At 66.4% G+C, this 24,261-nt stretch carries 28 protein-coding genes and 1 pseudogene; 15 read left to right on the top strand and 14 right to left on the bottom strand.

Going from position 1 to position 24,261, the window contains the following annotated elements; translation table 11 throughout:
• Positions 1 to 27: 27 nt before the first annotated feature.
• Positions 28 to 1,269, top strand: a complete 1,242-nt coding sequence (locus tag GOOTI_RS22695) for a glutaminase (protein WP_007240943.1) — start codon at positions 28 to 30, stop codon at positions 1,267 to 1,269.
• A gap of 19 nt (positions 1,270 to 1,288) precedes the next feature.
• Here the strand turns inward: GOOTI_RS22695 and GOOTI_RS22690 are convergent, their stop codons facing one another.
• Positions 1,289 to 1,474 (bottom strand): hypothetical protein, encoded by a 186-nt coding sequence (locus GOOTI_RS22690; RefSeq protein ID WP_306302705.1) that lies wholly within the window; start codon positions 1,472 to 1,474, stop codon positions 1,289 to 1,291.
• 265 nt (positions 1,475 to 1,739) lie between these two features.
• Between GOOTI_RS22690 and GOOTI_RS22685 the strand changes: the two genes are divergently transcribed.
• Positions 1,740 to 2,471 (top strand): DUF1206 domain-containing protein, encoded by a 732-nt coding sequence (locus GOOTI_RS22685; RefSeq protein ID WP_007240941.1) that lies wholly within the window; start codon positions 1,740 to 1,742, stop codon positions 2,469 to 2,471.
• Positions 2,472 to 2,532: 61 nt separating this feature from the next.
• On the opposite strand, the gene GOOTI_RS22680 is transcribed toward GOOTI_RS22685, so the two are convergent.
• Positions 2,533 to 3,186: a hypothetical protein gene (locus GOOTI_RS22680; RefSeq protein ID WP_007240940.1), complete on the bottom strand. Its 654-nt coding sequence runs from the start codon at positions 3,184 to 3,186 to the stop codon at positions 2,533 to 2,535.
• Positions 3,187 to 3,307: 121 nt separating this feature from the next.
• Here GOOTI_RS22680 and GOOTI_RS22675 point away from each other — a divergent pair, with 121 nt between their 5' ends.
• The 5 genes from GOOTI_RS22675 (at position 3,308) to GOOTI_RS22660 (ending at position 6,590) form a co-directional block, all read left to right on the top strand.
• Entirely contained in the window at positions 3,308 to 4,141 is an 834-nt protein-coding gene (locus GOOTI_RS22675) for a Cof-type HAD-IIB family hydrolase (RefSeq protein ID WP_007240939.1), read from the top strand.
• Between the two features lie 95 nt (positions 4,142 to 4,236).
• A complete protein-coding gene (locus GOOTI_RS22670; protein WP_007240938.1) occupies positions 4,237 to 4,533 on the top strand; it encodes a YiaA/YiaB family inner membrane protein in 297 nt (98 codons plus the stop codon).
• Between the two features lie 170 nt (positions 4,534 to 4,703).
• The gene (locus GOOTI_RS22665; RefSeq protein ID WP_007240937.1) at positions 4,704 to 5,363 is read left to right on the top strand and encodes a DUF6611 family protein; all 660 of its coding nucleotides are present in this window, start codon (positions 4,704 to 4,706) and stop codon (positions 5,361 to 5,363) included.
• Positions 5,360 to 5,482 carry a hypothetical protein gene (locus tag GOOTI_RS27095; protein WP_267879822.1) on the top strand — a complete coding sequence of 41 codons (123 nt, stop codon included), beginning with the start codon at positions 5,360 to 5,362 and terminating at the stop codon, positions 5,480 to 5,482. The genes GOOTI_RS22665 and GOOTI_RS27095 overlap by 4 nt, the downstream gene beginning before the upstream one ends.
• A 64-nt stretch (positions 5,483 to 5,546) precedes the next feature.
• A complete protein-coding gene (locus GOOTI_RS22660; protein WP_007240936.1) occupies positions 5,547 to 6,590 on the top strand; it encodes an NAD(P)-dependent alcohol dehydrogenase in 1,044 nt (347 codons plus the stop codon).
• A 25-nt stretch (positions 6,591 to 6,615) separates the two neighbouring features.
• Here GOOTI_RS22660 and GOOTI_RS22655 read toward each other — a convergent pair whose 3' ends face one another.
• A complete protein-coding gene (locus GOOTI_RS22655; protein WP_039994589.1) occupies positions 6,616 to 7,479 on the bottom strand; it encodes a D-hexose-6-phosphate mutarotase in 864 nt (287 codons plus the stop codon).
• Positions 7,480 to 7,553: 74 nt separating this feature from the next.
• On the opposite strand from GOOTI_RS22655, the gene GOOTI_RS22650 reads away from it, so the two are divergent.
• The gene (locus GOOTI_RS22650) at positions 7,554 to 8,105 is read left to right on the top strand and encodes a YceI family protein (protein ID WP_007240934.1); all 552 of its coding nucleotides are present in this window, start codon (positions 7,554 to 7,556) and stop codon (positions 8,103 to 8,105) included.
• 43 nt (positions 8,106 to 8,148) lie between these two features.
• Here GOOTI_RS22650 and GOOTI_RS22645 read toward each other — a convergent pair whose 3' ends face one another.
• Genes GOOTI_RS22645 through GOOTI_RS22635 form a run of 3 tightly spaced genes read right to left on the bottom strand, consistent with a single transcriptional unit; the run spans position 8,149 to position 10,382 of the window.
• Complete coding sequence (locus GOOTI_RS22645) at positions 8,149 to 9,504, bottom strand: flavin monoamine oxidase family protein (RefSeq protein WP_007240933.1); 1,356 nt, start codon at positions 9,502 to 9,504, stop codon at positions 8,149 to 8,151.
• Between the two features lie 17 nt (positions 9,505 to 9,521).
• The gene (locus GOOTI_RS22640; RefSeq protein ID WP_007240932.1) at positions 9,522 to 9,950 is read right to left on the bottom strand and encodes an HIT family protein; all 429 of its coding nucleotides are present in this window, start codon (positions 9,948 to 9,950) and stop codon (positions 9,522 to 9,524) included.
• 45 nt (positions 9,951 to 9,995) lie between these two features.
• Positions 9,996 to 10,382: a DoxX family protein gene (locus tag GOOTI_RS22635; protein ID WP_007240931.1), complete on the bottom strand. Its 387-nt coding sequence runs from the start codon at positions 10,380 to 10,382 to the stop codon at positions 9,996 to 9,998.
• 79 nt (positions 10,383 to 10,461) lie between these two features.
• Between GOOTI_RS22635 and GOOTI_RS22630 the strand changes: the two genes are divergently transcribed.
• On the top strand, positions 10,462 to 11,121 hold the full coding sequence (locus GOOTI_RS22630; protein WP_007240930.1) for a TetR/AcrR family transcriptional regulator: 660 nt from the start codon (positions 10,462 to 10,464) through the stop codon (positions 11,119 to 11,121).
• 63 nt (positions 11,122 to 11,184) lie between these two features.
• On the top strand, positions 11,185 to 12,264 hold the full coding sequence (locus GOOTI_RS22625) for an ABC-2 transporter permease (protein ID WP_007240929.1): 1,080 nt from the start codon (positions 11,185 to 11,187) through the stop codon (positions 12,262 to 12,264).
• Here GOOTI_RS22625 and GOOTI_RS22620 read toward each other — a convergent pair.
• Complete coding sequence (locus tag GOOTI_RS22620; protein ID WP_007240928.1) at positions 12,218 to 13,108, bottom strand: LysR family transcriptional regulator; 891 nt, start codon at positions 13,106 to 13,108, stop codon at positions 12,218 to 12,220. The two genes, GOOTI_RS22625 and GOOTI_RS22620, sit on opposite strands and share 47 nt — an antisense overlap.
• A 116-nt stretch (positions 13,109 to 13,224) precedes the next feature.
• On the opposite strand from GOOTI_RS22620, the gene GOOTI_RS22615 reads away from it, so the two are divergent.
• Positions 13,225 to 14,298, top strand: a complete 1,074-nt coding sequence (locus GOOTI_RS22615; protein WP_007240927.1) for an NAD(P)H-dependent flavin oxidoreductase — start codon at positions 13,225 to 13,227, stop codon at positions 14,296 to 14,298.
• Positions 14,299 to 14,302: 4 nt separating this feature from the next.
• Entirely contained in the window at positions 14,303 to 14,929 is a 627-nt protein-coding gene (locus tag GOOTI_RS22610) for a pyridoxamine 5'-phosphate oxidase family protein (protein ID WP_007240926.1), read from the top strand.
• Between the two features lie 211 nt (positions 14,930 to 15,140).
• Here the strand turns inward: GOOTI_RS22610 and GOOTI_RS22605 are convergent, their stop codons facing one another.
• Both GOOTI_RS22605 and GOOTI_RS22600 read right to left on the bottom strand, forming a co-directional pair.
• Positions 15,141 to 16,442, bottom strand: a complete 1,302-nt coding sequence (locus tag GOOTI_RS22605; protein ID WP_007240925.1) for a competence/damage-inducible protein A — start codon at positions 16,440 to 16,442, stop codon at positions 15,141 to 15,143.
• 46 nt (positions 16,443 to 16,488) lie between these two features.
• Entirely contained in the window at positions 16,489 to 17,346 is an 858-nt protein-coding gene (locus tag GOOTI_RS22600; RefSeq protein ID WP_007240924.1) for an LLM class flavin-dependent oxidoreductase, read from the bottom strand.
• A gap of 164 nt (positions 17,347 to 17,510) precedes the next feature.
• On the opposite strand from GOOTI_RS22600, the gene idi reads away from it, so the two are divergent.
• The 3 genes from idi to crtI are packed head-to-tail and all read left to right on the top strand — an operon-like array spanning position 17,511 to position 20,598.
• Positions 17,511 to 18,089 carry an isopentenyl-diphosphate Delta-isomerase gene (gene idi / locus GOOTI_RS22595; protein ID WP_007240923.1) on the top strand — a complete coding sequence of 193 codons (579 nt, stop codon included), beginning with the start codon at positions 17,511 to 17,513 and terminating at the stop codon, positions 18,087 to 18,089.
• Positions 18,086 to 19,000 carry a phytoene/squalene synthase family protein gene (locus tag GOOTI_RS22590; RefSeq protein ID WP_007240922.1) on the top strand — a complete coding sequence of 305 codons (915 nt, stop codon included), beginning with the start codon at positions 18,086 to 18,088 and terminating at the stop codon, positions 18,998 to 19,000. The genes idi and GOOTI_RS22590 overlap by 4 nt, the downstream gene beginning before the upstream one ends.
• Positions 18,997 to 20,598 (top strand): phytoene desaturase family protein, encoded by a 1,602-nt coding sequence (gene crtI / locus GOOTI_RS22585; RefSeq protein ID WP_007240921.1) that lies wholly within the window; start codon positions 18,997 to 18,999, stop codon positions 20,596 to 20,598. The genes GOOTI_RS22590 and crtI overlap by 4 nt, the downstream gene beginning before the upstream one ends.
• Before the next feature lie 10 nt (positions 20,599 to 20,608).
• On the opposite strand, the gene GOOTI_RS22580 is transcribed toward crtI, so the two are convergent.
• From GOOTI_RS22580 to GOOTI_RS22565, 5 genes and pseudogenes are all read right to left on the bottom strand, one after another.
• Complete coding sequence (locus tag GOOTI_RS22580; RefSeq protein ID WP_505674744.1) at positions 20,609 to 22,117, bottom strand: phytoene desaturase family protein; 1,509 nt, start codon at positions 22,115 to 22,117, stop codon at positions 20,609 to 20,611.
• Positions 22,090 to 22,335 carry a hypothetical protein gene (locus tag GOOTI_RS27315; protein WP_373279047.1) on the bottom strand — a complete coding sequence of 82 codons (246 nt, stop codon included), beginning with the start codon at positions 22,333 to 22,335 and terminating at the stop codon, positions 22,090 to 22,092. The genes GOOTI_RS22580 and GOOTI_RS27315 overlap by 28 nt, the downstream gene beginning before the upstream one ends.
• A 5-nt stretch (positions 22,336 to 22,340) precedes the next feature.
• Positions 22,341 to 23,300: a glycosyltransferase family 2 protein gene (locus GOOTI_RS22575; RefSeq protein ID WP_007240918.1), complete on the bottom strand. Its 960-nt coding sequence runs from the start codon at positions 23,298 to 23,300 to the stop codon at positions 22,341 to 22,343.
• Complete coding sequence (locus GOOTI_RS22570; RefSeq protein ID WP_007240917.1) at positions 23,284 to 24,081, bottom strand: carotenoid biosynthesis protein; 798 nt, start codon at positions 24,079 to 24,081, stop codon at positions 23,284 to 23,286. Before GOOTI_RS22570 ends, GOOTI_RS22575 begins: the two co-directional genes overlap by 17 nt.
• Positions 24,078 to 24,261, bottom strand: a pseudogene (locus GOOTI_RS22565) (monooxygenase); the annotation flags it as partial. The pseudogene GOOTI_RS22565 and the gene GOOTI_RS22570, both read right to left, overlap by 4 nt.

Below are 24,261 nucleotides of genomic sequence, written 5' to 3'. Positions count from 1 at the left end.
CACAACGCAAGGAGGCGTCGAAACCGTATGCACTCACCCGTCCGTGACTACCTCACCGAAGTGCTCGACTCCCTGGCCGACGACGACGGCGGAGCCGTCGCCGACTACATTCCGGAGCTCGCGACCGCCGACCCCGACCGCTGTGCCATCGCACTGACCACCGTCGACGGCCGCACTTACAGCGTGGGCGACGACGAGGTCGAGTTCTCGATCCAATCGATTTCGAAGCCGTTCGCCTATGCCGCCGCGCTCGCCGATCGCGGTTTCGAGACCGTGTCGGCAACGGTCGGGGTCGAACCCTCGGGTGAGGCATTCAACGAGCTCTCTCTCGAGGGCGACACCTGCCGACCACGCAACCCGATGATCAACGCCGGCGCCATAGCCACCCATGGTCTGCTCGTCGGAGCAGACGCGACCGAGGAAGCGCGGGTCGAACGCGCTCGTAGCTTCTTCTCCACCCTCGCCGGACGGGAGCTGCGGATCGATGAAGCCGTCTACGAGTCCGAAATCGATTCGGCCGACCGCAATCTCGCCATCGCCCACATGCTGCGGAATTACGGCATAATCACTGCCACACCGCACGAGATCGTCGACGGTTACACCCGCCAGTGCTCGGTGTTGGTGACGGCACGCGATCTCGCGATGATGGGTGCGTGCCTGTCGAACGGCGGGATTCACCCGACGACCCACGAACGAGTCGTCGACAGAAGGGTTGCTCGCCAGGTCATGTCGGTGATGGCGGGATGCGGCATGTACGACGGCGCCGGTGAATGGCTCACCACAGTGGGCATCCCCGCGAAAAGCGGTGTCGCAGGAGGACTCCTGGGCACGCTACCGGGGCAGTGCGGCATCGCCGTCTTCTCGCCGCGACTCGACGAGCACGGGAACAGCGTCCGTGGTGTCGCCGCCTTCCGGCGACTCTCGAACGACATGAACATGCATCTCGTCGACGCCGAACCCTACGGCACGACGGTCCTGCGGAACGTCGTGGTCGCCGAAGACACGACGACGTTCCAGATCCAGGGTGTCATTCAGTTCAGTGGCGCGGAGTACATCCTCGATGCGCTCGACTCCGATGAGACGACCACTCCCACAGTCATATTCGATGTCTCCCAGGTGAGTCACTTCAGCGATGTGGGACGTCGGATGGTTCTGGAGGGCATGCGCCGCGTACGACTCGACGGCCGACGCGTGGTGCTGATCGATCCCGACGACGCCCTGCCCGATCCTGACCTGGGGGATGGCACCTACCCCGATCGCCTGGGCTGATCACGCGGAGACCCGGTGCTCAACGCAGTACCGACACGAACCGGAGGATGATCGCGGAAAAGGCGAGTATCGCGGTGGCGGCGAGCCATCGCCGAGCGAGCCGGTCGCGATCAGCTGGCGCACCCCGAAGGTAAACCCATGCGGCGCCGAACGCGCAGACGGTCGCACCGGATGCGCACATCGCAATGAGAATCCAGATCAGCATCTGCATCGTCCTTCCCCGCGCGGCGCCGCGGCCCACGAGCATCTGTCGTCGTGACTACCTGACACAGTTCGCGATCGCGTAGTCACTCTTGTGCAGCGTTGCGGACCGCGTAGGGGATTCCCACCGTGAGATCCTCACGCCACTGCTACGACTGGAGTACACGACGTGAGGGGCGGCGGTCATCATCGGGACACACGCGGGTAAGCAAGCTGTTCGAGACGCGACGGACAGCGGATGGTTCGAAGCACTCGCGCGCGGCGGTCACGTGGTGAGCGGTTTGTTGCATCTGCTCATCGCCTACATCGTGCTGCGCCTGGCGTTCGGCGATGCGGGCAATGCGGATCAGTCCGGGGCACTGGGAATCTTCGCGTCGTCACAGGGCGGTCGTATCGTGTTGTGGCTCGCCGTCATCGCGTTTGTCGCGATGGCTCTGTGGCGTGTGGCCGAGGTCATCCTCGGCCCGCACCCCGCCAATCCGAAGGAGGGTGAGGACGACGGCTGGTTCGATCGCGCACAAGCGGGTGCACTCGCAGTTGTCTACTTCGCATTCGCCTGGACAGCAGCACAATTCGCGCTCGGGCACGGTCAATCTAGCGGGAAGCAGAATGCAGGCCTGAGTGCTCGGCTGATGGGTTCGGGCCACGGGAAGTTCGTGCTCGTGGTCGCCGGACTGGTGATCATCGGCGTCGGTATCTACCACGTCTACAAGGGTGTCACGCGTGCGTTCTTCGACGACCTCACCATCGACGAGAATGCGGCCGTCCAGATCACAGGCATCGTGGGCTACACGGCGAAGGGGATCGTCTTGGCCGGTGCGGGAATTCTCGTGATCGTCGCTGCGGTCACCGCAGATCCGTCGAAGGCCACCGGTATCGACGGTGCCATGAAAACTGTGGCGGGCTGGCCGGCGGGACAGTTCCTGCTGGTCATCGCGGCCCTGGGGCTGGCGGCCTACGGCATCTACTGCTTCGTGATGGCGCGGTACGCGCGGATGTAGCTGTGCGCTGCAACCGATCCCCGACCTCTCAGCGTCGAGAGGTCGGGGACCGGGGCGGGCGTCAGCGCGGTGTGTTGGCGCGGATGCTGTTGATGATCTTGAGGAGCTCACCGCGCTTGGATGGCGGGCCGTCGAGCTGCGCGAAGGCGATGCCGGCCTGGCCGTCGGCTGTGGTGAACACGTGGCGGATGGCCACGCGAACCTTGCGGACGCCGTCGATGGTCCCGGATTCCTCTGCGTACCAGGTCGTGTCGTCGATGACTCGCCACGACCCGCGGCTGACGCGGATCTGGTTGCCGAGTTTGTCGGCGTCGACGATGGTGCAGCGTGTTGCGGCGCACTTCTGGTAGCCGACGATACCGCCGGCACGCGTGGTGGTGGTTGTGCGCTCCTGGAAGCACGTGGCCTCTCCGGTGGTGGAGACGACCGACGATCCCGAGCCGCACGACCAGTCGCCAGGGATGCCGAAGGAGTACCGGATTCCTGCGAAGTCGGAGACGACGTAGGGTCGCTCGGCCGGGCTGAAGTTGTTACCCGCGACCGGACCGGGTCCGCCGTCGACGCCGCGCAGGGGGAGCGCGGGGTACCGGGTGTCGGCGTGAGCCGTGGCCGTGACACCGGCGGTGCCGACAAGCGCTGCGAAGCAGGCGAGCAGGGCCATGATCGTGCGGCGGATCGTCGTCGACGACGCGGCGCGGGTAGGCGAGGTCTTCACAGTTTCGGTTCCTCTCGGTTACTGCGTTGAGCGAGTTGGGGTGAGCAAGTACCGATTGGATGCACCCGAACCCACGGAATGTTCCGGGCTGGTGGGAATCGCTCTGCGAGAATGGAAGGCGATGTCCAGTCTCATCCCGCCCGTGCCCGCCGACCTGCGCCTGGTCGTCACCGACCTCGACGGCACCCTGCTCGACGACGCCAAGCGCATACCCGACGAACTCTGGCCGCTTCTCGACGAGTTGGGCCGCCGGGGCATCGTGTTCAGTCCGGCCAGTGGACGCCAGGCGGCGACGCTGCTGCATCAGTTCGGCGAGGCTGTGCCGGGACTGATCGTGATCGCCGAGAACGGGGCGGTCGTGGCCAGACAAGGTGAGATCCTGCGTACGCAACCGTTGGCGACCGACACCGCGCGGGCCGTACTCGCGCGTGCACGTGAACTGCAGTCACAGGGCGCCGACCTCGGCGTCGTGTTGTGCAGCCCGGAGATCGCCTACGTCGAGAGGTCAGACGAGCGATTCCTCGAGCAGATCCGTCCCTACTACTTCGCCAACAGCGTCGTCGACGACCTCGATGCGATCGACGCAGAGCTCGTCAAGGTCGCGGTCTACGACTTCGCGGGCATCGAGGAGCGCACCGCCCCGTCGATCTCGGCACTGACGATCGATGCGGAAGTCGTTGTGTCCGGGCAGCATTGGCTTGACGTGATGACCCGCGGCGTCGACAAGGCCGAGGCTGTGCGAGCGGTGCAACGTAGATTGGGCATCCGACCCGCCGAGACCATGGTCTTCGGCGACTACCTCAACGACCTCGGAATGCTCGGAACAGCCGACTGGTCGTACGCCGTCGCGAACGCGCACCAGACGATCCTCGACGCCGCGCGATTCGTCGCCCCGTCGAACAGCGACAACGGGGTCGTCCGTACCGTTCGGGCCGCGCTCGACGCGAACTCGTGACCCGTGCGACTTCGCACGATCTCCGGCGCAAGCACTCAGTCCGACTGCGTAGTCATACGCATCCGGCGGCGGGCGCAGGTTGAGATGGTCGACGCATGTCGTCTTCCAGAGAGATTCCCCAGACCCCCACCACCGTCGCCTATTTCATCCAGTCTGCGATCGCCTTCGGTGTCAGCCTCGCGACCGCGTGTATCGGCATCCTCTATCTCCCCATCGACCCCTGGCAGCGGGGTTTCCTGGCCATCACCCTGCTCTTCCTGACGTCGAGTACGTTCACCCTCGCGAAGGTCGTGCGCGACCGGCAGGAGCTCACCACCGTGCGGGCGCGCATCGACGAGGCCCGTGTCGACAAACTCATCGCCGAACACGATCCCTTCAACAAGGTCGCCTGACCAGCCCACTTCCCTGACCGCCCCGACGTCACCACGACGCCGGGGCGGTCGTCGTTGCCGGTCGGCAATCGTCAGCAACGCGTCAAAGCTTGTCGACGCCGCGTCAAAGTCTCGTCAAAGTGCCGCACAGCCACTTCACGACGCCATCCGTGCGGCGTAGCACTGTCGGAATGACCACGATCAGTTCATACGGATCTCCGATCGATCCGTTTGCGCATCCTCCCCGGAAGCACCGGTCGTCTCCCGAGGCACACGTGCGTGCTCCCCAGGGACGAGCGGATACCACCGGTTCGGACCTGATCGACCGGCTGGCCGAGGGGCCGTCGGTCTGGGGATCGTTCAGTGCGGGATCGGGCCGCTACGGGGTGTGCCGGTACCGCCTCGTCGTCTTTCCTCCTGGAATCAGCTCGACGCAGCGTCGTCGACTCCGACTGTGGCGCGGCTGGCCGATCTGGGGTGCGTGTCTGTGGTTGACAGCCGCACTCGTGCTCGGCGTGATCGGTACGCCGGCAGTGGCAGCTCTCTGGGCGGCGACCGCGCTGTTCGTCATATCGGGGGTGATCGCACGCCGGATCGCCGGGCATCTTCCGGGCGATGTGCGGACCATCGACCTCACCACCATCCCCGGCTACGACCTTCCCGAGGGGATGCCCACCCCGGCGTCGATCGCGGACACACTCGGCGAGTTGCGCTGCGCTGACGCCCGCATGTCGCGGGGAATCATCACGCCCGTCGAACACGAGGTCATCTGGCAGCACGTGTACGACTCCATGCCGCACCGTCGCAGTCGATGGTCTCGCCGTCGTCCGTTCCGGACAGCTCGGCAATGACCCGAGCCGCGTCCACCGCACCCGACGCGCGAGCCTGCCTCATCATGGTCGACGGCAGTGCGGTCCGACCGTCGCGATCCCGCTTCCACCTCGACACGATCCGTATGCGCGTCTCGTGATGTGAGGGTAGACCTGAGGTGAGGGAGGGCACGGGGACATCTTCGATCCGAAAGGCGAGTGCAGATGAAGGCCGTGCAGATGATCAAGGCGGGCGCCGAACCGGAACTCCGCGACGTCGAGACGCCCTCACCGGGGCCCGGGCAGGTGCTCGTCAAGGTGACCGCTGCAGGCGCATGCCATTCCGACGACTTCGTACTGAACATGCCTGCCGAGTCGTTTCCCTACCCGCTCCCCATGACACTCGGCCACGAGGGTGTCGGCGTGATCGCCGCACTCGGCCAGGGTGTGTCGACGGTGAGCGAGGGAACCGCGGTAGCCATCTACGGCCCCTGGGGCTGCGGTGTCTGCCACTTCTGCTCGCAGGGACTCGAGAACTACTGTTCGCGCGCCGAGGAGCTGCAGATCACGCCCCCGGGCCTTGGACATGACGGCGCGATGGCCGAATACGTGGTCGTCGACGACCCGCGACATCTTGTGCCCATCGGCGACCTCGATCCCGTCACCACGGTGCCGCTCACCGACGCAGGCCTCACGCCGTACCACGCGATCAAGCCGTCGTTGAGCAAACTCGTCGGCGGTACGACAGCCGTCGTGATCGGGTCCGGTGGTCTGGGACATGTGGCGATCCAGATGCTGCGCCACCTGACCCCGTCTCGGATCATCGCGCTCGACGTGACTCAGGAGAAGCTCGACTTCGCCAAGCAGGTCGGCGCTCACGAGGCCGTGCTCAGCGACGCCGACGCCGTCGACAACGTTCGCAAGATCACCGGAAAGGACGGCGCCACAGCGGTCTTCGACTTCGTCGGTTTTCAGCCCACCATCAACACTGCGATGGGAGTGGTCGGCACTCTCGGTGACGTGACCATCGTCGGACTCGGGGACGGCAAGTCGGTCGCACACGTCGGCTACTGGGCGCAGCCACACGAGGTGTCGGTCCGGTCGCCCTACTGGGGATCACGCTCGGAACTCATCGAAGTCCTCGACCTCGCGCGCGACGGGGTTCTCGACGTCGCGGTCGAGAAGTTCAGCCTCGACGACGGTGTGGCCGCGTATCGCAAACTCGCCGCGAATGATCTGCGAGGACGCGCGGTCGTCGTACCCGACTAGGTCTCGCGCACAGGGCTCTTCGAGGTCACTCGAGTGCGATCGTCTGCCACATGTCGACGGTCGCGCCGGGTTCGACGGTGAGCAGATTCGGGCCCGCGTTGGCGGTCTCGACGCACACGAACTCACGCCAGTGCTTGCCGACGTCCGCCATCCCGGCGGCGACGTCGGGTCCCGGATTCCAGACGACGGCGGTGCGTGCCCCGACGCCGTCGACACGAACGGTGCGGTCGAACCCACGGTCGACGAGCCGATACGTACCGCCCGCGTCGGGGTACAGGCGGTCGCTGCGCTGCTCGTCGTCGGGAAGATGCCAGTCGCCGTCTTGTGTCTTGACCGTGAGGTCGTCGAATTTGTCCTCGTAGGAGAGGCCGGAGAGTCCGTCCACCCGCACAGTCGTGGCATCGGAGACGTGCAGGTAGTTGTGCAGCGCCTCGGTCAGAATCTCCTGCTGCTCACCGATGTTGGTGGTGTGCAGCCCGATCCTGAGCGTTTCCCCGACGTGGACGGTCAGCGCGACCCGCAGCCCCAACCAGTCGAGTCCCTCCGGCGCCAGTTGCAGCTCGACGGAGCCGTCGGCCAGCGTTTGCGAGCCGGTGGCGCGCCACTGCGCGGTCCGCGCGTAACCGTGCGACGGCACGTCACTGTCGGTCTGGTTCTCCTTGCCGAAGTACGGCCAGCAGATGGGTATGCCACCCCTGATCGGCGTCGGCGGTGTCGCGACGAGCGGCGAGACCCACAGCACGTCGCTGTCGCTACCGGCCGGCCGGTAGGAGAGCACCTGCCCGCCGAACATCGAGATTGCCGCCGTCGCCGCGGGCGTCGTGACGAGCCACGCGTCGAATCCGTGAGCTGTACCCGTACTGACACCTGAGCTGCCTGAAGTGGTCACTGAACAACAGTGGCACAGTCGTGCGGCCTAGGGTGGGCCCCGACCCCGCGAACTGTCGATATCGAGGAGATGTGATGACACGAGACACATGGGAGTTCGGTCCGGGTAACGGGACTGTGACCGTGCACACCGACGTGACCGGTCCCGCAGCCAGGACAGGACATCGTCTTACCATCGACATGGAGCAGTGGTCGGCCGAGCTGACCGTCGCCGACGGAGTGCCCGTCGGAGTGGCCGCGTCGATCGACGTCGAGTCGCTGCGCGTGGTGTCGGGCGAAGGTGGCGTCACGCCACTGACCGGACCCGAGAAGGCAATCGCACGCGGTAACGCCCTCAAGTCGCTGAACGCATCCAAGGCACACACGATCACCTACGACGCCACGTCGATCACGGCCACAGAGAATGGCTTTCGCCTCGACGGCACGCTGACGATCAACAACAACGAGCACCCCCATCCCCTCGACGTCGAGGTGTCCGGTCCCGACGACGCACGTCAGGCGAACATCGAAACCGTTGTCTCCCATCGAGAATTCGGCCTCAAGCCCTACTCGATGATGATGGGTGCCCTGAAGGTCGTCGACGATGTCCGGGTGGTCATCACCGTCGACCTTCCCCCGGCCGGGTAGACAGGCACTCTCGCGCCGGGCGCCCTGGATACGGGTACAGCGCTCACACCCAGAGTTCGGCGATGTCGACGTCGCGGCCGAGAATGTTCGACGCCGCGCGGCGCCCCGACTCGAGTGCGGCGGTGACCGTTGCGGGATCGTCTGTCCACGTCGCCTCTCCCGCCAGCTGCAGCACGCCACCGCCGAGCGGGGTCGCCAGGTCGTCGTGGTCGGCCGTTGTCGACCCGACCGTCATGTACGCGTACGAACCGCGGGCGTACGGGTCGTCCTGCCACCGGGTCACGTCGCTGCGAACCGGATCGGTGACCGCGGCGCCGTAGATTTCGCGTAGCGAGTCGAGTACCGACGCGACGATCTGTGCGTCGGACCAGTCGCGTATCGCCAGCGCACACGGCCCCGCGGCGAACGTCAGCAGCGTCGGCTGGCCGTGCAGGGCGGTGAGGTCGTACCAGGAATGCCACCACCTCGCGGCCGGACCCTGTCTGCGAATCGCGTACACCCCGTCGTCCCAGAATCGGGCACCGAACCTGAGGAACACCTTCTCGAAGGTGTTCATCTCCAGCCGATCGAGCGCTCCGGCGACAGGTTCGGCGAGCGGCGGTTCGAAGGCGACGGCTCCGGCCTTGAGTACGCCGACGGGCACGGTCACGACCGCTCGCACAGCCGATACGGAGTCGCCGCGCGTGGTGGTCACCGTCGCACCGTCCTCGGCGGACCACGCGACGCGCGACACGGTCTGGTCGAGAACCACGTGCACACCCTCGGCCAGACGAGTCGCGAGCTGGTCGTAGCCGTCGGGGAAGACGACCTCGTCGCCATCGGTCTCGTCGTCGTCGAGTCCGTGCGCGTCGAGATCGTCGATCCACACACCGTACTGTTCTTCGGTGCGGTGGCGAACGAACTCCCGAACCCGTTCTGTGCGAGCGGAATCCCAGCCTAGCCCGGACAGCGTCGTCTCGGTCGCCGCGCCGTAGGACACCCCGGCGCCGATCGATGACACGTACGTCGACAGCGCGTCGTCGAAGGCATGCACGTCCGCCGCGAAGGACGCGGCGGATGCGTCGTCGAGCCGGATTCCATCCGGAGCGTAGTAGGCGATCGGTCGTCCGTCAGGTTGGTAACTGCCGACGGTGAACTCGACGGTGCGCATACCGAACGCCTCGGTGGTCGCGTGCAGCGGGGCGTCGGCGATTCCGTGTATCCACGACGCGCCACGATCGGTCACGGTGCCGTCCGACCGGTCGGAGTGCACGCGTCCACCGACCCGGTCTCGTGCCTCGAGTACCACGGTGCGTGCACCTGCCCGCGTGAGTAGTCGCGCAACGGTCAGCCCGGCGATCCCAGCGCCGACGACGACAGCGTCGTAATCGGATGCCGCGAAGATCGGTGACGATTCCATGTGCTCGGTCTACACCCTCAGCAGTGCAGCGCGGCCGACAGTTTCTCGGCGTATCCGGACATGACGTCTTGATCACCGGCGACGCCCGGTTGCCACGGAAGCGACAGGCGGTCCTTGGTTCGATCGGCGTAGCGGGGGATCACATGCAGATGGAAGTGGAACACCGTTTGCCACGCCGGAGCCTTGCAGCAGTTGAGCAGGTTGACGCCGTCGGCCCCGAGATCGTCGACGACGGCCAGCGCGATTCGCTGTGCCTCGAGGGTGACAGCGGTCAGGTCGTCGGCGCCGATGTCGAGCAGGTCGGTGCTGTGCTGCTTCGGAATCACCAACAGGTGACCGTCATTGGCCGGGTTGATGTCCATGAACGCGTAGGTCGTCTCGGTCTCGGAGACCTTCGTGCTGGGTATGTCGCCGGCGATGATGCCGCAGAAGATGCAGTCACTCATGCAGTCGGAGATTACCCGGGGCGGAACGTCGCAGCGGCGTCAGACCTACTTCTTCGACCCGACTCCACCGGCATACAGAGCCCCGGCGATCAGGGCGGGTTGGAAGAACAGACGGACGAGGCGCTTGCGGTCGGTGTCGAGCCCGAAACCGTCCTTGTGTTCGAGGTACTGGGCGATGTTGCCGGGGAAGATGACGACGTAGAACAGGGCGAGCAGGATGCCGATCGCACGCTTGTGCTTCGGCAGCGCGAGGAACGACGCACCGAGGCCGATCTCGGCCACGCCGGAGACGAGCACTGTGACGTCGGTGTCGATGGGGAACCAGTCGGGAACCTGAGCCTGGAATTCGTCACGAGCGAATGTCAGGTGCGAGATTCCGGCGAAGGTCATGAAGGCGCCGAGGACGATGCGGACGAGCGTGCGAGGTGACATGTCTTCGAGGGTAGGCCGCTGAGAGCGGCGTCGTACATGAGTACACTCATTTTTGAGTCCGCTCATTTTTGGAGGTGGCATGAGCGCAGGGACACCGCTTGCCGACGGCAGGCGTGCTCGCAACATGCGTGACAAGCAGGATCGGATCTTCCGGGCTGCCGCCGATCTGTTCGCCGAACGTGGCTTCGAGTCGGTGTCGACGGGACAGGTCTCCGATCGTGCCGACGTCGCGGCGGGCACGGTCTTCCGGTACGCATCGACCAAGGGCGAGTTGCTGCTGATGGTGCTCAACGACGAGTTGCGCAGGGCGCTCGACGTCGGTGCTGCCCGCGCCGAATCGACCACGGACACCGCCGGTGCGATCTACGAGATGGTGCTCCCGCTGCTGGAGTATGCGCAGGCCAACCCGGAGAACGGCAACGCCTACCACCGTGAGCTCCTGTTCGGCGGCTCCAGCGATCACTACCGTGCGGAAGGTCTCGCCCTTGTCGCCGAGTTGCAGGACCGCATCGCCGCACGTCTCGTCGCGGATCGAGTTGACCGTCCCGCAGGCTCGGGCACCGAGCGAACCGCCGCCGAGCGGTCGCACGCCGACATGGCGGTGCTCACCGCCAACATGATCTTCGCCGCAACCGCCCTGGCCATCACTCGCGCATCGACGGGCGCGCATTCGGACCGTGATCCCTTCGACGATGTGCGCATGCAGGTGCGCGTCGCCGTTGACGGCTACAACGCGTAACCGATTCGCGCACAGCACTACCGACCGTTCATCTGCCATTCACACCATTGAGGTAATCCGACCATGCTCATGACCGAAGCCGGACCACTCTCGTTCGGAAACACGTATCGACGCCTGCTCCTGGCCGTCGTTGTGCTCGGTGCGCTCGTCCAACTCGGGCTGGGCAGCTTCTATCTGGGCGTCGGGCACTCACCGTCGCCGAGGAACGTGCCGATCGGCATCGTCGGTCCAGCTGCGCAGACCGAGAAGCTCACGGCTGCTGTCGAAGCCGACGGAAAGTTCGACGCACGCGCATACGAGTCCATGGATGCCCTGCGCGGTGCGATCTCCCGCCGCGAGATCGACGGAGGACTGGAGCTCACACAGCAGGGCATCGTTCCAGTCGTCGCCAGCGCGGGCGGCGCTCTGCCGGCGACCGCGCTGAAAGCGGTCGCCTCACAGGCAAACGTCGAGAACAAGCTGCCGCAAACCCTCCCCGTCGACGTGGTCGAGCTGTCCGACGACGACATCAATGGCGCGTCGATCGGCTATATCCTGCAGGTGATCTCGCTCGGCGGAAGTATCGCATCGCTCGGCCTCGGGCGACTGATGCCACGTGTCCCGCAATCGTTGCGGCGTGGTCTCGGCCACGTCGCCGCGTTGGTCGCCTACGCCGCGGTGTCGTCGGGAATCGTGTTGCTGTTCTCCTGGTTCTACGGTGTCGGGAGTTCGGCTGACCAGTGGCGGTTGTTCGGTACGTACACGCTGATCTCGTTGGCCATCGCGGGGTCGACTGCCGGGCTCGTGACGCTGTTCGGGCCGATCGGCTCCCTGGCGGGTGGCTTCTACTTCCTCATCGGCGCGACACTGTCGGGAGCGTCCATCCCGTGGAACTTCCTACCCACCTTCTGGGCGAAGCTCGGTGAGTGGCTGCCCACCGGCGGTGGTGCGCAACTGGTCCGCAACTCGCTCTACTTCCCCGACGCCGGCTGCGGCTCGGCACTGGTGTGTCTCGCGTTGTACGCCGGACTCGGCACGCTGACGGTGCTGATCTGGAACATGATGGGCAACAGAAGTTCTCGCACCTCGGCGGTGGACGTCGACATCATGTACCCGATCACGCATGAACATCACCACCATCTCGGGGACGCGCCTCGCGATTGACGGCGCGGAGTGCTGCGTCGACAAAGGCGTCGACGGTGGCGTTGGGCGTTGCCGTGAGGTATGCGAGTTGCAGCATGGTCGGCGGGGCGTCGGGAATCGGGATGAACCGGACGTGCGAGTGGTTCACGCGTCGGGCGGCGATCTCGGGTACTGCGCCGACTCCGCGATCAGCAGCGATCAGTTCGAGCCATTCGTCGAAATTGGTGCATTCGACGACCTTTCGGTTCTCCGCACGATCGGCGCCGCGCCACGAGCGGGGAACCGTCGTGCCGGTAAGCGTGTTGACAACCAGCGGCAGCTCACGGAGCTCGTGCCAGGTGAGATGCTCGCGTGAGGCCAACTCCGACGACGCCGACACCGCCGCGACGCGCGCCTCGTTGTACAGCGCGCGATAGGTGATCGACGACCCACGACCCCGTCTGCGGACCACGGCGACGTCGACCTGACCTTCACGCAACGCTCGCAGCGGATCGTCGAATCGGGCGATGTCGACGGTGACTCCGGTGGCCCTCTCGAAGCCGGCGACCGTTGCGTGTGCCCAGCTGTCGGGCAGAAGCCAGCTGAAACCGAGGCGCAGGGCCCTGCGGGCAGTCAGAGAAGCGACAGCCTGCTCCAGATCGAACAGCATCCGCTTCGCTGCAGTGACGAAATCCGTTGCGGACTCGGCCAGTTCGACGCGGCGGCTGGTGCGGTCGAACAGCTGTGTCTGAAGGATGCGCTCGGCCTGTTGGACGGTACGGGTCAGCGCAGGCTGGGACACGCCGAGCTGCACCGCCGCTGTCGTGAATGATCCATGGTCGGCCACGGCGACGACAGCACGCAGATGGCGCAACTCCAGATTCATAACCACAGAGCATAGTTCATGCTCAGAAGGTATTTCCCCGACCGTGTTCCGGTGGGTAGCCTCGACGATGTCGACGATCATGCGGGCTCCGCACGCGTGGGCGAAGGGAGCAGGAGATGACCGAGAATCCTGGAACGTTCGACTTGATGAGCGTGCGCGTGCCCATCCTCGTGGCGCCGATGGCAGGTGGTCCGACGACTCCCGCCCTGGTGATCGCGGCAGCCGAGGCGGGGGCGATGGGCTTTCTCGCCGCCGGGTACAAGTCTGTCGACGCGCTTGCGGCCGAGATCGACGAGGTGACCGCGTCTGGCGTGGATGCATACGGAGTCAATCTGTTCGTCCCCGGCAGCGGCGTCCGTGACCCTGCAGCGGTGCTGCGATTTCGCGACGAATTGGAGCCGGTGGCACGTCGGTACAACGTAGACGTCGGGCGCATCGTCGACTACGACGACGATGCATATGCGGACAAGATCGACCTGGTGATCGAGCGACGAGTTCCCGTGGTGTCGTTCACCTTCGGGCTACCTGACGACGGTGTCGTATCCCGGCTGCATGATGTGGGGATCGTCGTGGTGGCAACGGTGGCCGATGCCGACGACGCGGTTCGCGCTGCGGCGCGCGGCGTCGACGCGCTCTGTGTGCAGGGTGTCGAGGCGGGTGGTCATCGTGCGACCTTGGATGTCGCGGCCGAGCCGTCGGACATCAGGACCGTCGATCTGGTCAGACAGGTTGTGGCGATCGTCGACCTTCCGATCATCGCCGCGGGTGGAATCGCGACCGGGTCACACGTCGATGACGCGCTCGCCGCAGGCGCCGTTGCGGTGCAGTTGGGCACGGCGTTTCTCGACAGCGCAGAAGCGGGTACCAAGCCGACTCACCGCGCAGCACTGCGGAATCCGAGGTTCTCCGAGACCGTGGTGACACGCGCGTTCTCCGGTCGGCCGGCACGCGCGCTGCGCAACGAGTTCACCGATCGCTACACGCCGCTCGCCCCTGCCGAATATCCGCAACTGCATCATCTGACGAGTCCCCTGCGCTCGGCTGCCGCGCTCGCCGGAGATCCCGAGTTTCTCAACCTATGGGCTGGAACCTCTTTCCGAGACACAGATTTCGGTCCCGCGAGTGAGATCGTGGCGCGAATCTGGTCGGAGACCGCCGCCGCCACGCGTGTGACGGAACAGCAGGGCTGATCGCATGGGAGCCCGCTACCACCACATGGCCTACGGCCCGCACGCGTTGGCACGGCAGCAGCGGACGGGGAGCAACGTCGTGTACGGGGATGTTGCCGCACAGCCTGATTCGGGTCCCGATGAGCTCGGCGATCGCGAACTGACTTTTCTGCGCACGATGTTCCAGTTCCATCTCGCGACAGTGACCGAAGGCGGTTGGCCCTACATCCAGTACCGCAGCGGCCCGCGGGGTTTCGTGCACCACCTCGGTGGCAACCGTATCGGCTTCGCCGATTTCCACGGCAACTCGCAGTTCGTGTCGGTGGGCAACATCGACGACAACCATCGGGTGGCGGTCTTCTGCGCCGACTATCCGCGACGGATGAGGCTGAAGCTGTTGGGCCACGCGACGGTCGTCGACGACGATGATCAGCTCCTGCGTGAGTTGATGACCGTTCCGGAGGGGCGGGTGTCGGCGCGAGCCGAGCGCAGCATCCTGATCGACGTCGAGGGTGTCGATTGGAACTGCTCGCGAAGCCTGGTGCCGCAGTACGACCGTGAGTACATCCGAGAGCTCAACCAGGCCAACGCACGCCGAGTTGCCGAACTCGAAGAGCGGATTCGCGTGCTCGAGCAGGAGAAGCGAGCGTGACTGGCCGGAACCCGTCGGCGCGACCGTGCGCGGCGTCGAACAGTGGTGCGCGGGTCGGCGGGAAGTAGGGGAAGGGTTTCTTCCCCGGGTTGTGTGCTATTCCCCGTGTTTTTTCTAGGGATCAGCACGAAAGCAGGGGAAGGATCTCGGGCTGCACCCTTCCCCGACTTTCCGCGCAGCCGCGGCGCTACTCATCCCCGACCTTCCGCACTCAGCTCGACGCTGCGCGCAGGGCGTCGGCGAGTAGGTGGAACGCGATCGTGGTCGAGCGCTCACGCACCGCCGCGCGGTCGCCGGGCAGGTGCAGCGTGCGGGTCAGCGTCGGCGACCCGGCGATACCGATACCGAAACACACTGTGCCGACAGGTTTTCCGGGAGTCTCGCCGCCCGGGCCTGCGATGCCGGTGGTGGAAATCGCTGTGTCGGCGCCCAGGCGAGCCATCACGCCGTCGGCCATCGCGGCGGCGACCGGCTCGCTGACCGCGCCCAGCTCGTCGATCATCGACGCGGGCACACCCAGCGAATTGATCTTCACGTCGTTCGAATACGAAACCACCCCGCCCTGGACATAGGCCGACGAACCGGCGCGATCTGTGAGCCGCGCGGCGACCATTCCGCCGGTGCACGATTCGGCCGTGGCGATTCGACGTCCGGTCAACAGATCCGCGAGCTGGTCGTCGATGGTCGTGCCGTCGGTGGAGAAGGTCTCGGTGGGATACAGCCCGGTGAGGAAGTCGGAGAGTGCCGTGTAGTCGTCGGTGGCGGAGACCGGGTAGCGGGTGACGATCTCGAGCTCGCCGCGTCGCAGGCAGGTGGTGATCTCGAGTTCGTCGAATCCGACTATTTCGTCCTGTGCGGCGCGCAACCCCGCCGCCAGATCCGCTTCGGGCAGTCCGAACATGCGGATCGTGTCCTGACGCATGTCGGGGTGATCGGCGATGGCCTCGTCGATTGCCGGTGCGTTGATCGCGGCGGGCCACATCATCTGCAACTCCGGTGGCGGGCCGGGCAGCACGAGAATTGCCGGCAGTCGGCGTCGTGCGCGGGGATCCTGACCGGCCGGAACGGCAACTCCCGGCGCGGTCCCTGTCGGTGGAATCGGTTGTGCACCTTCGGGAACCATGGCCTGCTTATCGATGCCGGCCGCGGTGGCCGCCGACGCCGACTCGCTGCCGCCGCGCCCCTGCCAGCGTCGGATGATCTCGGCGATGTGATCGCGCAAGGGCTCGTCGAGGTGGAGCGCCCGGCCGGTGAACTCCGCGACGGTCGCGACAGTGAGGTCGTCGGCGGTCGGGCCGAGTCCACCGGTGGTCACGATGAGTGACACGCCCTCGTCGGCCAGGAAGCGCAGCTCGGCGGCGAGGTCTTCAGGTCGGTCGCCGCAGACGGTGATGTGTGCGACGTCGACGCCGAGCGCGAACAGCCGTTCGGCGACCCATGGGCCGTTCCGATCGGTGATCCGTCCGGTGAGGACCTCGGTCCCTGTCACCACGATGCCCGCGCGTACCGTCACGGTGCAAAGCCTATCGCCGCCCTCGCCGTCGGGGCATCTGTGCTGGTCACAGCCGTGATGCGGCAACCTCCTCGAGAACGGCCTCGGAGGCGACGTGCGGCGGTGTCTGCCGTGGCCAATGGATGATCACGTCGGTGAAACCGAGCTCGGCCGCGCGACCGGTGAGCTCGTCGAACATCGCAACGCTCTGCAGCGACTGGGCGGGGCCGGAGTCGATGCTCAGGTACCGGGCGACGTCGCCACCATCTGATCGGTCGGCGAGTGCGGCGTCGAGGATCTCGCAGTTGCGTGCGATGCCCGCGAACCACTCGTCGGTGGTGGCGGCAGTGGTGTCGCCGGTGGTCACCCACCCGTCGCCGAAACGCGCGGCGTAGCGCACCGATCGCGGTCCGTTACCCGCAAGCAGCAGCGGTACCCGCTCCCGTACCGATCCGCCGACGAGACGCATGTCGCGGGCGGTGTAGTACTCGCCGACGACGTCGACGTGGTCGGCGCGCAGGGTGCGGTCGAGCAGCATGGTGAACTCCTGCAGCCGGTCGACGCGCTGGCGGGCGGTGAGTTCGGGCTGTCCGAGCAGTCGGTCGTCCGGGGTGCCACCGGCTCCGAGTCCGAGAAGGAATCGTCCGTCGGAGATGTCGACGAGGGTCTGGACCTCGCGTGAGAAGGCAACCGGATGCCGGAAGTTGGGCGAGACGACGAACGCGCCGAGCTCGATCGTGGTGGTGACCGTTGCCGCCGCGGTGAGGGTCGGCATGCACGAGAACCAGCGGGAATCGGGGAGACCGCCCCACACGAGGTGGTCGTAGGTCCAGGCATGGTCGAAGCCCAGCTGCTCGGCACGCTGCCACAGCGGCCGCGCGTGCTGCCAGTCCAGATCAGGGAGAATGCAGATACCGAAGCGCACCCGGTCAGCCTAGTGTGCGCACCTGGGCGAGCTCCCCATCCGGACGCGTAGCGGCGTCGAAGACCTGGTGACAGAGCACGCCGACCTCGCGCGGGGTCGGCGCGTGAGCCCTTGCGGAGGCGCGAACCGTCTTCGCACCGGACAATCGAGAGGTGTGGGGTTTGATGGACGAGGACCTGGTGGTGCTCGTCGACGACGACGGCAGTCCGCGCGGCACCGCGGACCGACTCACTGTGCACGGCCCGGACACCCCGCTGCACTTCGCGTTCTCCTGTCATCTCGTCGACGACCACGGACGCATCCTCATGACCCGTCGTGCGTTGAGCAAGAAGACGTGGCCCGGGGTGTGGACCAATTCGTTCTGCGGGCACCCACGTCCCGGTGAGAGCGTCGAAGCCGCGGTCGCCCGCTACTCACAGCGCGAACTCGGACTCGACGTCGCCGACCTACGGCCGATCATCCCCGGCTTCCGCTACCGGGCGGTCGATGCGAGCGGGGTCGTCGAGAACGAAGTCTGTCCGGTCTTCGCGGCTCGCCCGGTCGGCGACGTCGACCCCAATCCCGACGAGGTGATGCAGTACACATGGGCACCGGTCGACGACATCTGGGAGATCGCGCGGCGCACACCGTGGATGTTGAGTCCGTGGTTCGTCGACCAGATCTCCGAACTCGGGCCCGCCGTGGGAGCCTACGAGGCGACGCGCGTCGAGTACGACGGTCGAGCACGCGAGGACGTCCGATGAGCCGACGTTCCCGCGTCGACCTGCATGCGCCGCACGACCGCTACGACGAGGTCGCCGACGCCAGTGCCGCACTGGTGATCAACTCGTACTCGTCGTCGTTCGGGCTCGCTTCGCGCCTTCTCGGCGAGCCGGTGCGCTCGCACGTCCGCAACATCTACGCTCTCGTCCGTGTGGCCGACGAGATCGTCGACGCACCCCGACCGGGACAGGGGACCGATGACCGGCACGTCGCGCTCGATCGCCTCGAGTCCGAGACCAACGATGCTCTCGAGTCGGGTTCGAGCAGCAACCTCGTCGTTCACGCGTTTGCCCGCTCGGCACGTCGCGTCGGTGTCGACACCTCACTCACCGCCCCGTTCTTCTCGTCGATGCGTATGGACCTGACTCTGCAGACACACGACGAGAAGACTCTCGCGGAGTACATCTACGGCTCCGCCGAGGTGGTCGGGCTGATGTGTCTACGTGCCTTCGTCGCCGACGAGCCGCGAGCAGATCAGCGCTACGACGAACTGAGTAGGGGTGCGCAGCATCTCGGGGCAGCGTTTCAGAAGGTCAACTTCCTACGCGACTTCGGCACCGACAGCGGCGATCTCGGCCGCCGATACCTCGTCGGACTCGATCCCACCCAACCGTCGGCAGTAGCGTGGACACGCTGGCTAAACGAGATCGACGGCGATCTCGCGATTGCGGCGGCGACGATCCGTGAGCTGCCACGAAGCAGTCGCATCGCAGTCTGCGTCGCACACGATCTGTTCGCAGAGCTCAATGCCAGACTCCGTGCAACCCCGGCGAGTATGGCTGCGCGACATCGCGTTCGGGTGCCCACCGCAACCAAGACCCGGATAGCGGCTACCGCTGTGCTGCGCCGCGGACAGCCTCGTGCCTCCGTCTCGGAAGGGGTGTCCGCGTGAGCGCCACGGCCACGCGCGTCGCGATCATCGGCGGAGGGGTGGCGGGGCTCGCGACCGCGGCTCTGCTCGCCGACGACGGATACGACGTCGACGTCTACGAGCAACGCCCGCAGGTCGGGGGGCGCGCGGGTTCCTGGGAGGCCGAGGGCTTCCGGTTCGACACCGGGCCGTCGTGGTGGCTCATGCCCGAGGTCTTCGACCACTTCTACGAGCTGCTGGGTACCTCGACCTCCGAACAGCTCGAGTTACTCCGACTCGATCCCGGTTATCGGGTGTTCTTCGAGGGACATGCCGATCCGGTCGACGTGCACAGTGACGAGCAACGTTCGGTCGAGCTGTTCGAGAAGATGGAAACCGGTGCAGGGCACGAGCTCTCCGAGTATCTGGCGTCGGCACGACACGCGTACGACATCGCTGTCCGACGCTTCCTGTACACCAACTTCGACACCCCGCGCGCCTTCGTCGATCCCGAGGTCCTACGCCACGCGAAGACGCTCGTGCAGTTACTCGGCACCAGTCTCGACACGTTCATCTCGCGGCGGTTCTCCGACCGCAGGCTCAGGCAGATCCTCGGCTACCCCGCCGTGTTCCTCGCATCGTCGCCGGAGCGAGCGCCCGCGATGTATCACCTGATGAGCTGGCTCGACCTCGACGAGGGAGTGCGCTACCCCGACGGGGGATTCACCCGATTCGTAGAATCCCTTGCCTCAGTCGCGCAGGAGAAGTGCGCCAGGCTGCACCCCGGCACGACGGTGACCGAGATCCTCACGCGCCCAACGGAACCCTCCGAAGGTCGACTACGCCGACGGTTGTCTCGACGCCGCGCCGACGTCGCCGGTCTACGTATTCGTGGCGACGACTCGGTCGAGCGGACTGTCGACGCCGACATCGTGATCGGGGCCGCCGACCTGCACCACGTCGAGACGCGCCTCCTGCCGAGGGCACTGCAGACCTTCCCACAGCGGTGGTGGGACCGGCGTATCTCCGGCCCCGGGGCCGTCCTGGTCTTCCTCGGCGTACGTGGACGACTACCGCAGTTGCAACACCATTCACTGTTCTTCACGGCTGACTGGGCCACCAACTTCGACGACATCTTCGAGACTCCGACGGCGGTACCCGACCCGGCGTCGCTGTACGTGTGCACACCGTCGAGAACCGACGAGTCGGTGGCGCCGGACGGCCACGAGAATCTGTTCATGCTGATCCCCGTACCTGCCGACCCGGAACTCGGACGCGGTGGAGTGGACGGCGCGGGTGATCCGGTCATCGAGCAGATAGCCGATCGCGCCATCGAACTCGTGAGTTCCTGGGCAGGGATCGACGATCTCGCGGAACGGGTCGTCGTGCGACGTACTACCGGTCCGGGTGACTTCTCCGCCGATCTCAACTCGTGGTCGGGTGGTGCACTCGGTCCGGCTCATACTCTGTGGCAGAGCGCATTTCTGCGAGCCAACAATCGTTCGGCGAAGGTCGGCGGTCTCTACTACGCAGGAGGCACCACACGCCCGGGCATCGGTTTGCCGATGTGTCTGATCAGCGCCGAACTCATCCGCAAGCGCCTGCGCGGCGACCACTCGCCGGGACCCTCGCCGGTCTGACTCCGGGCGTTCACGCCGGGCCGATCAGTCGCGCAACGATGTTCGCCGACAGCAACACCAGGGGAAGCCCGCCACCGGGATGCGCCGACCCGCCGACCAGGTAGAGGCCGGGAACACCTGATGCATTGGCGGGTCGTAGGAAAGCGGCACGTACGCCGTTCGACGACGACCCGTAGATCGACCCGCCCGGTGTCAGTGTGCGTCGCTCCAGGTCGGCGGGAGTGACGAGGATTCGGTGTCGAATCCGATCTCGGATGTCGAGACCGCGTTCGGCCATGAGTCCCACGATTCTGTCGGCGTAGTCGCCTGCCACTCCTTCTGCATCCCAATCGGTTCCACCGACGGGGTCGTGGCGGGGTGCGTTGACGAGCACGAACCAGGCCGCGGTGCGGGGTCCGGGACTCACCGCGGGATCATCGGCCGCCGAGACGTAGATCGTCGGGTTCGGTACGGGCCGCGGTGGCCCGCCGCGACCGAACACCGAATCGAACTCGTCGTCGTAGTCGTCGGCGAACAGGATCTGATGGTGGGGTTGGTCGGGTGCATCGTCGAGTGCCAGCAACAGGACGAAGCCGGAGAACGACGGGGTGACCTTGCGAAGTCGGCGCGCGGTGTGCCGTGCCGGACGAGTGGCGATGAGTGACGAATAGACCTGTGCGGCATCGGCGTTCGCGACGACGAGGTCGGCGTTGTGGCGTGCGCCGTCGCTCGTGCGGACTCCGTCGACGCGACCGGAACTGGTGGTCAGTGCCGTCACCTCGACGCCGAGTTCGATGGTGCCGCCGAGGTCGACCACCCTGTCGCGCAGCGCCCTCGCGATGACGCCGAGCCCCCCGCTCACGTACCACGATCCCCAGCGTTGCTCGGCGTACGGGACGCTCGCGAGTGCGGCAGGTGCGCGGCGTGGATCCGATCCGGTGTACGTGGCGTAGCGGTCGAGCAGCATGCGCAGTCGCGGATCGTGCAGATAGTGGTCGCCGAGTCCGCGTAGTGTGCGCCAGGGCGCCACCGTGACGAGATCGCGGAGATCAAGCGCGCCGGAAGCCATGTCGCGCAGCGTGATCGGTGACTCGAGAAACGGCCCGTGAGTCGCGTTCCAGATCTGTTCGGCACGGTGCAGGAACGCCTCCCATTGGGCTCCCCGTCCGTCACCGAGTGCGTCGTCGAGCGCGGCGGGGATCTGTGACATCTCGCCGGGCATGTCGAGTGTCGTCCCGTCGGGAAAGCGGTAGCGCGCCGCCGTCGAAAGCCGTTGCAGTGTCAGGGAATCGCTCAGCGGCGCTCCGGTGTCGGCAAAGAGTTCCTCGAGGATGTGCGGGAGCGTCACCAACGACGGTCCGGTGTCGAAGACGAAGCCGTCGTGCTCGATCACGCCGAGTTTGCCGCCGACATCGTCGGACTGTTCGAGCACGGTGACGTCGTGCCCAGCCGCACACAGGCGGATGGCGGCGGCGAGTCCGCCCACACCGGCCCCGATCACGATGATCCGACTCATGCGTGCACCGGTCTCCCCTTCCAGCGCAGTTCTCCGCGACTGCGAGCGCCGATCGAGTCGGCGGTCAGCACGGCGAGTGTGAGCACCGACGCCGGGTGAGCCAGCGGGTCGGGCCATGCCCGTCCGCCGGTGCGCCGCGCGGTGACCACCCGTGACGCGACGCCCGCGAGATAACCCACGAGCCCGGTCCGTGATCCGCCGATCGCCGCGACGGCAGGCACGACGTACGACACGATCATCATCGTCATCACCACGACGGCCCCGGCAGGGGAACCGAACGCCGCCCACAACGACTTCCGATACCCGGCTCGCACCTCGCGCCACCCGTCGTACATCCGGCACGTGGCCACCGAGCTGCCCTCGCCGACCACCCCATGACCTTCCGGCACGTGGCCACCGAGCTGCCCTCGCCGACCACCCCATGACCTCCCGCTGCCTTGACCGCGCGGAGCAAGGCGATGTCCTCGAGCACCTCGGAGCGCACCGCACTGTGCCCACCCGCCCGCAGATACATCGTCGCGTCGACTGCCAGGAACTGCCCGTTCGCGGCGGAAAGACTCGGCCGTGCCGATCGCTCGGCGATTCCGAGCGGCAGCGTGCTCATCCATGACCACTGCAGCAGCGGCTGGACGAGTCGCTCGCCGATCCCGCAGACGTCTTCGCGTGGGTAGGGGCAGAACAGGTCGAGACCCGCCTGTCGCATGGTGGCCACCGTCGCGGTCAGCGCGTCGGGGTGCAGGCGCACGTCGGCGTCGACGAAGACGAGGACTCCCTCGCCGGTCGAGTCACCCGCGGCGACTCTGGTGAATTCGCCCAACTGCGCACAGGCCCAGGGCTTTCCGAGCCAGCCGTCCGGACGCGGTGCCCCGGACAGCACCGTGACGGTGTCGTCGCCCGAGACGATGTCGTCCAGGATGTCCGGCGTCGCATCGGTCGATTCGTCGTCGAGGACCACGATGTGTGCCGGCCCCGGCCAGCGAGCCGTCGCCGCTTGCAGGGACTGAACACATCCGGCGACGTCGGCAGCCTCGTCGCGGACGGGCAGCAACACCCATAACGGCTCTGCGGCGGGTCGGTGCCGATTGTCGGGAACGCGGATGCGTCGTGCGTTGTCGAGCGTCAGGACCAGGCAGCCGAGCGCGAGGGACGTTCCGATGCGCACGACACCGCGCCACAGCCGCACGCGCCTCTCACCCGGCGTGGACACTGTGCCTCCCTGTTCGCGTCGCTCGGATCTCACATGCCACCGACACCGCCAACGGAATGGCGATCACCCCCATGAGTACCGCGCCGGTCACCGCGACAGGTGGACGGCCGAAGAACACGGCGTGGGCGATGACCGACGAGAAGTAGGTCCACAGATACGCGGTGACGGGCACCGCGTCGATCCGGAGCGTCGACGCCCGCGGGTCGCGGCCGAATGCCGCGTCGAGCACCGCCATCATCAGCAGCGACACCAGCAGCCAGCCGCCGAAGTTGCTGAGCGGGATGCCCTCGACCCCCGGCAGCGCCGGTGTCGTCGCCTCCCAGCGCCAGTGCCCTGCGTCGACCATCTGTGGATCGAGAAAGACGTCCCACGCGGTCAGCGCCCATGCGCCGACGACGATCGTTGCCAGACGCCCGTACCGCCCGACGAGGCGTCGGGCGACGTTCCATGCGGGCCAGGCCATCATGATCCACGCGAGGGGTACGAGGATCGGAACACCCGCGATCTCGAACCCGAGGGTGCCGGTGTAGTCGTAACGTCCGAACGGAACGCCGGTGTGCACGCCGATGGTCTCGGCCAGCAGCCCACCACCCCCGGCGACCACCAGCAGCACGAGTGCGGCCGCCACGCCGTGCGTGCTGGCGGCGTCGACGAGCATTGCCGCGGCGAACAGCAGCACGGAGGCGGTGGTCAGCGCCGGGGTGCCTCCGGACGTCAACGGGAAGCAGATCTGGACGAGGATCGTCGCTGCGAGCAGCAGCCATGCGAGCCGCGAGGTCACGGCTCGACCTCGGCGTAGGTTCCGTCGACGTCGAGGACTGCGAACCGTGCGAAGAGATCCTCGGCGTACCACCGTTGGGGTCGGGTCTGTCGTATCGCCGTCGCGTGAGCCGGCGAGCGGTAGGCGAAGTCGGTGAGCGCACGCGAGTCCCGCCACAGGGAGAACGTGCCCTGCAGACCG

Origin of the sequence: Gordonia otitidis NBRC 100426 (genome assembly GCF_000248075.1) — a bacterium.
In the GTDB taxonomy this organism is placed as follows: Bacteria; Actinomycetota; Actinomycetes; order Mycobacteriales; family Mycobacteriaceae; genus Gordonia; species Gordonia otitidis.
This window is presented reverse-complemented; position numbering and strand designations above follow the sequence as displayed.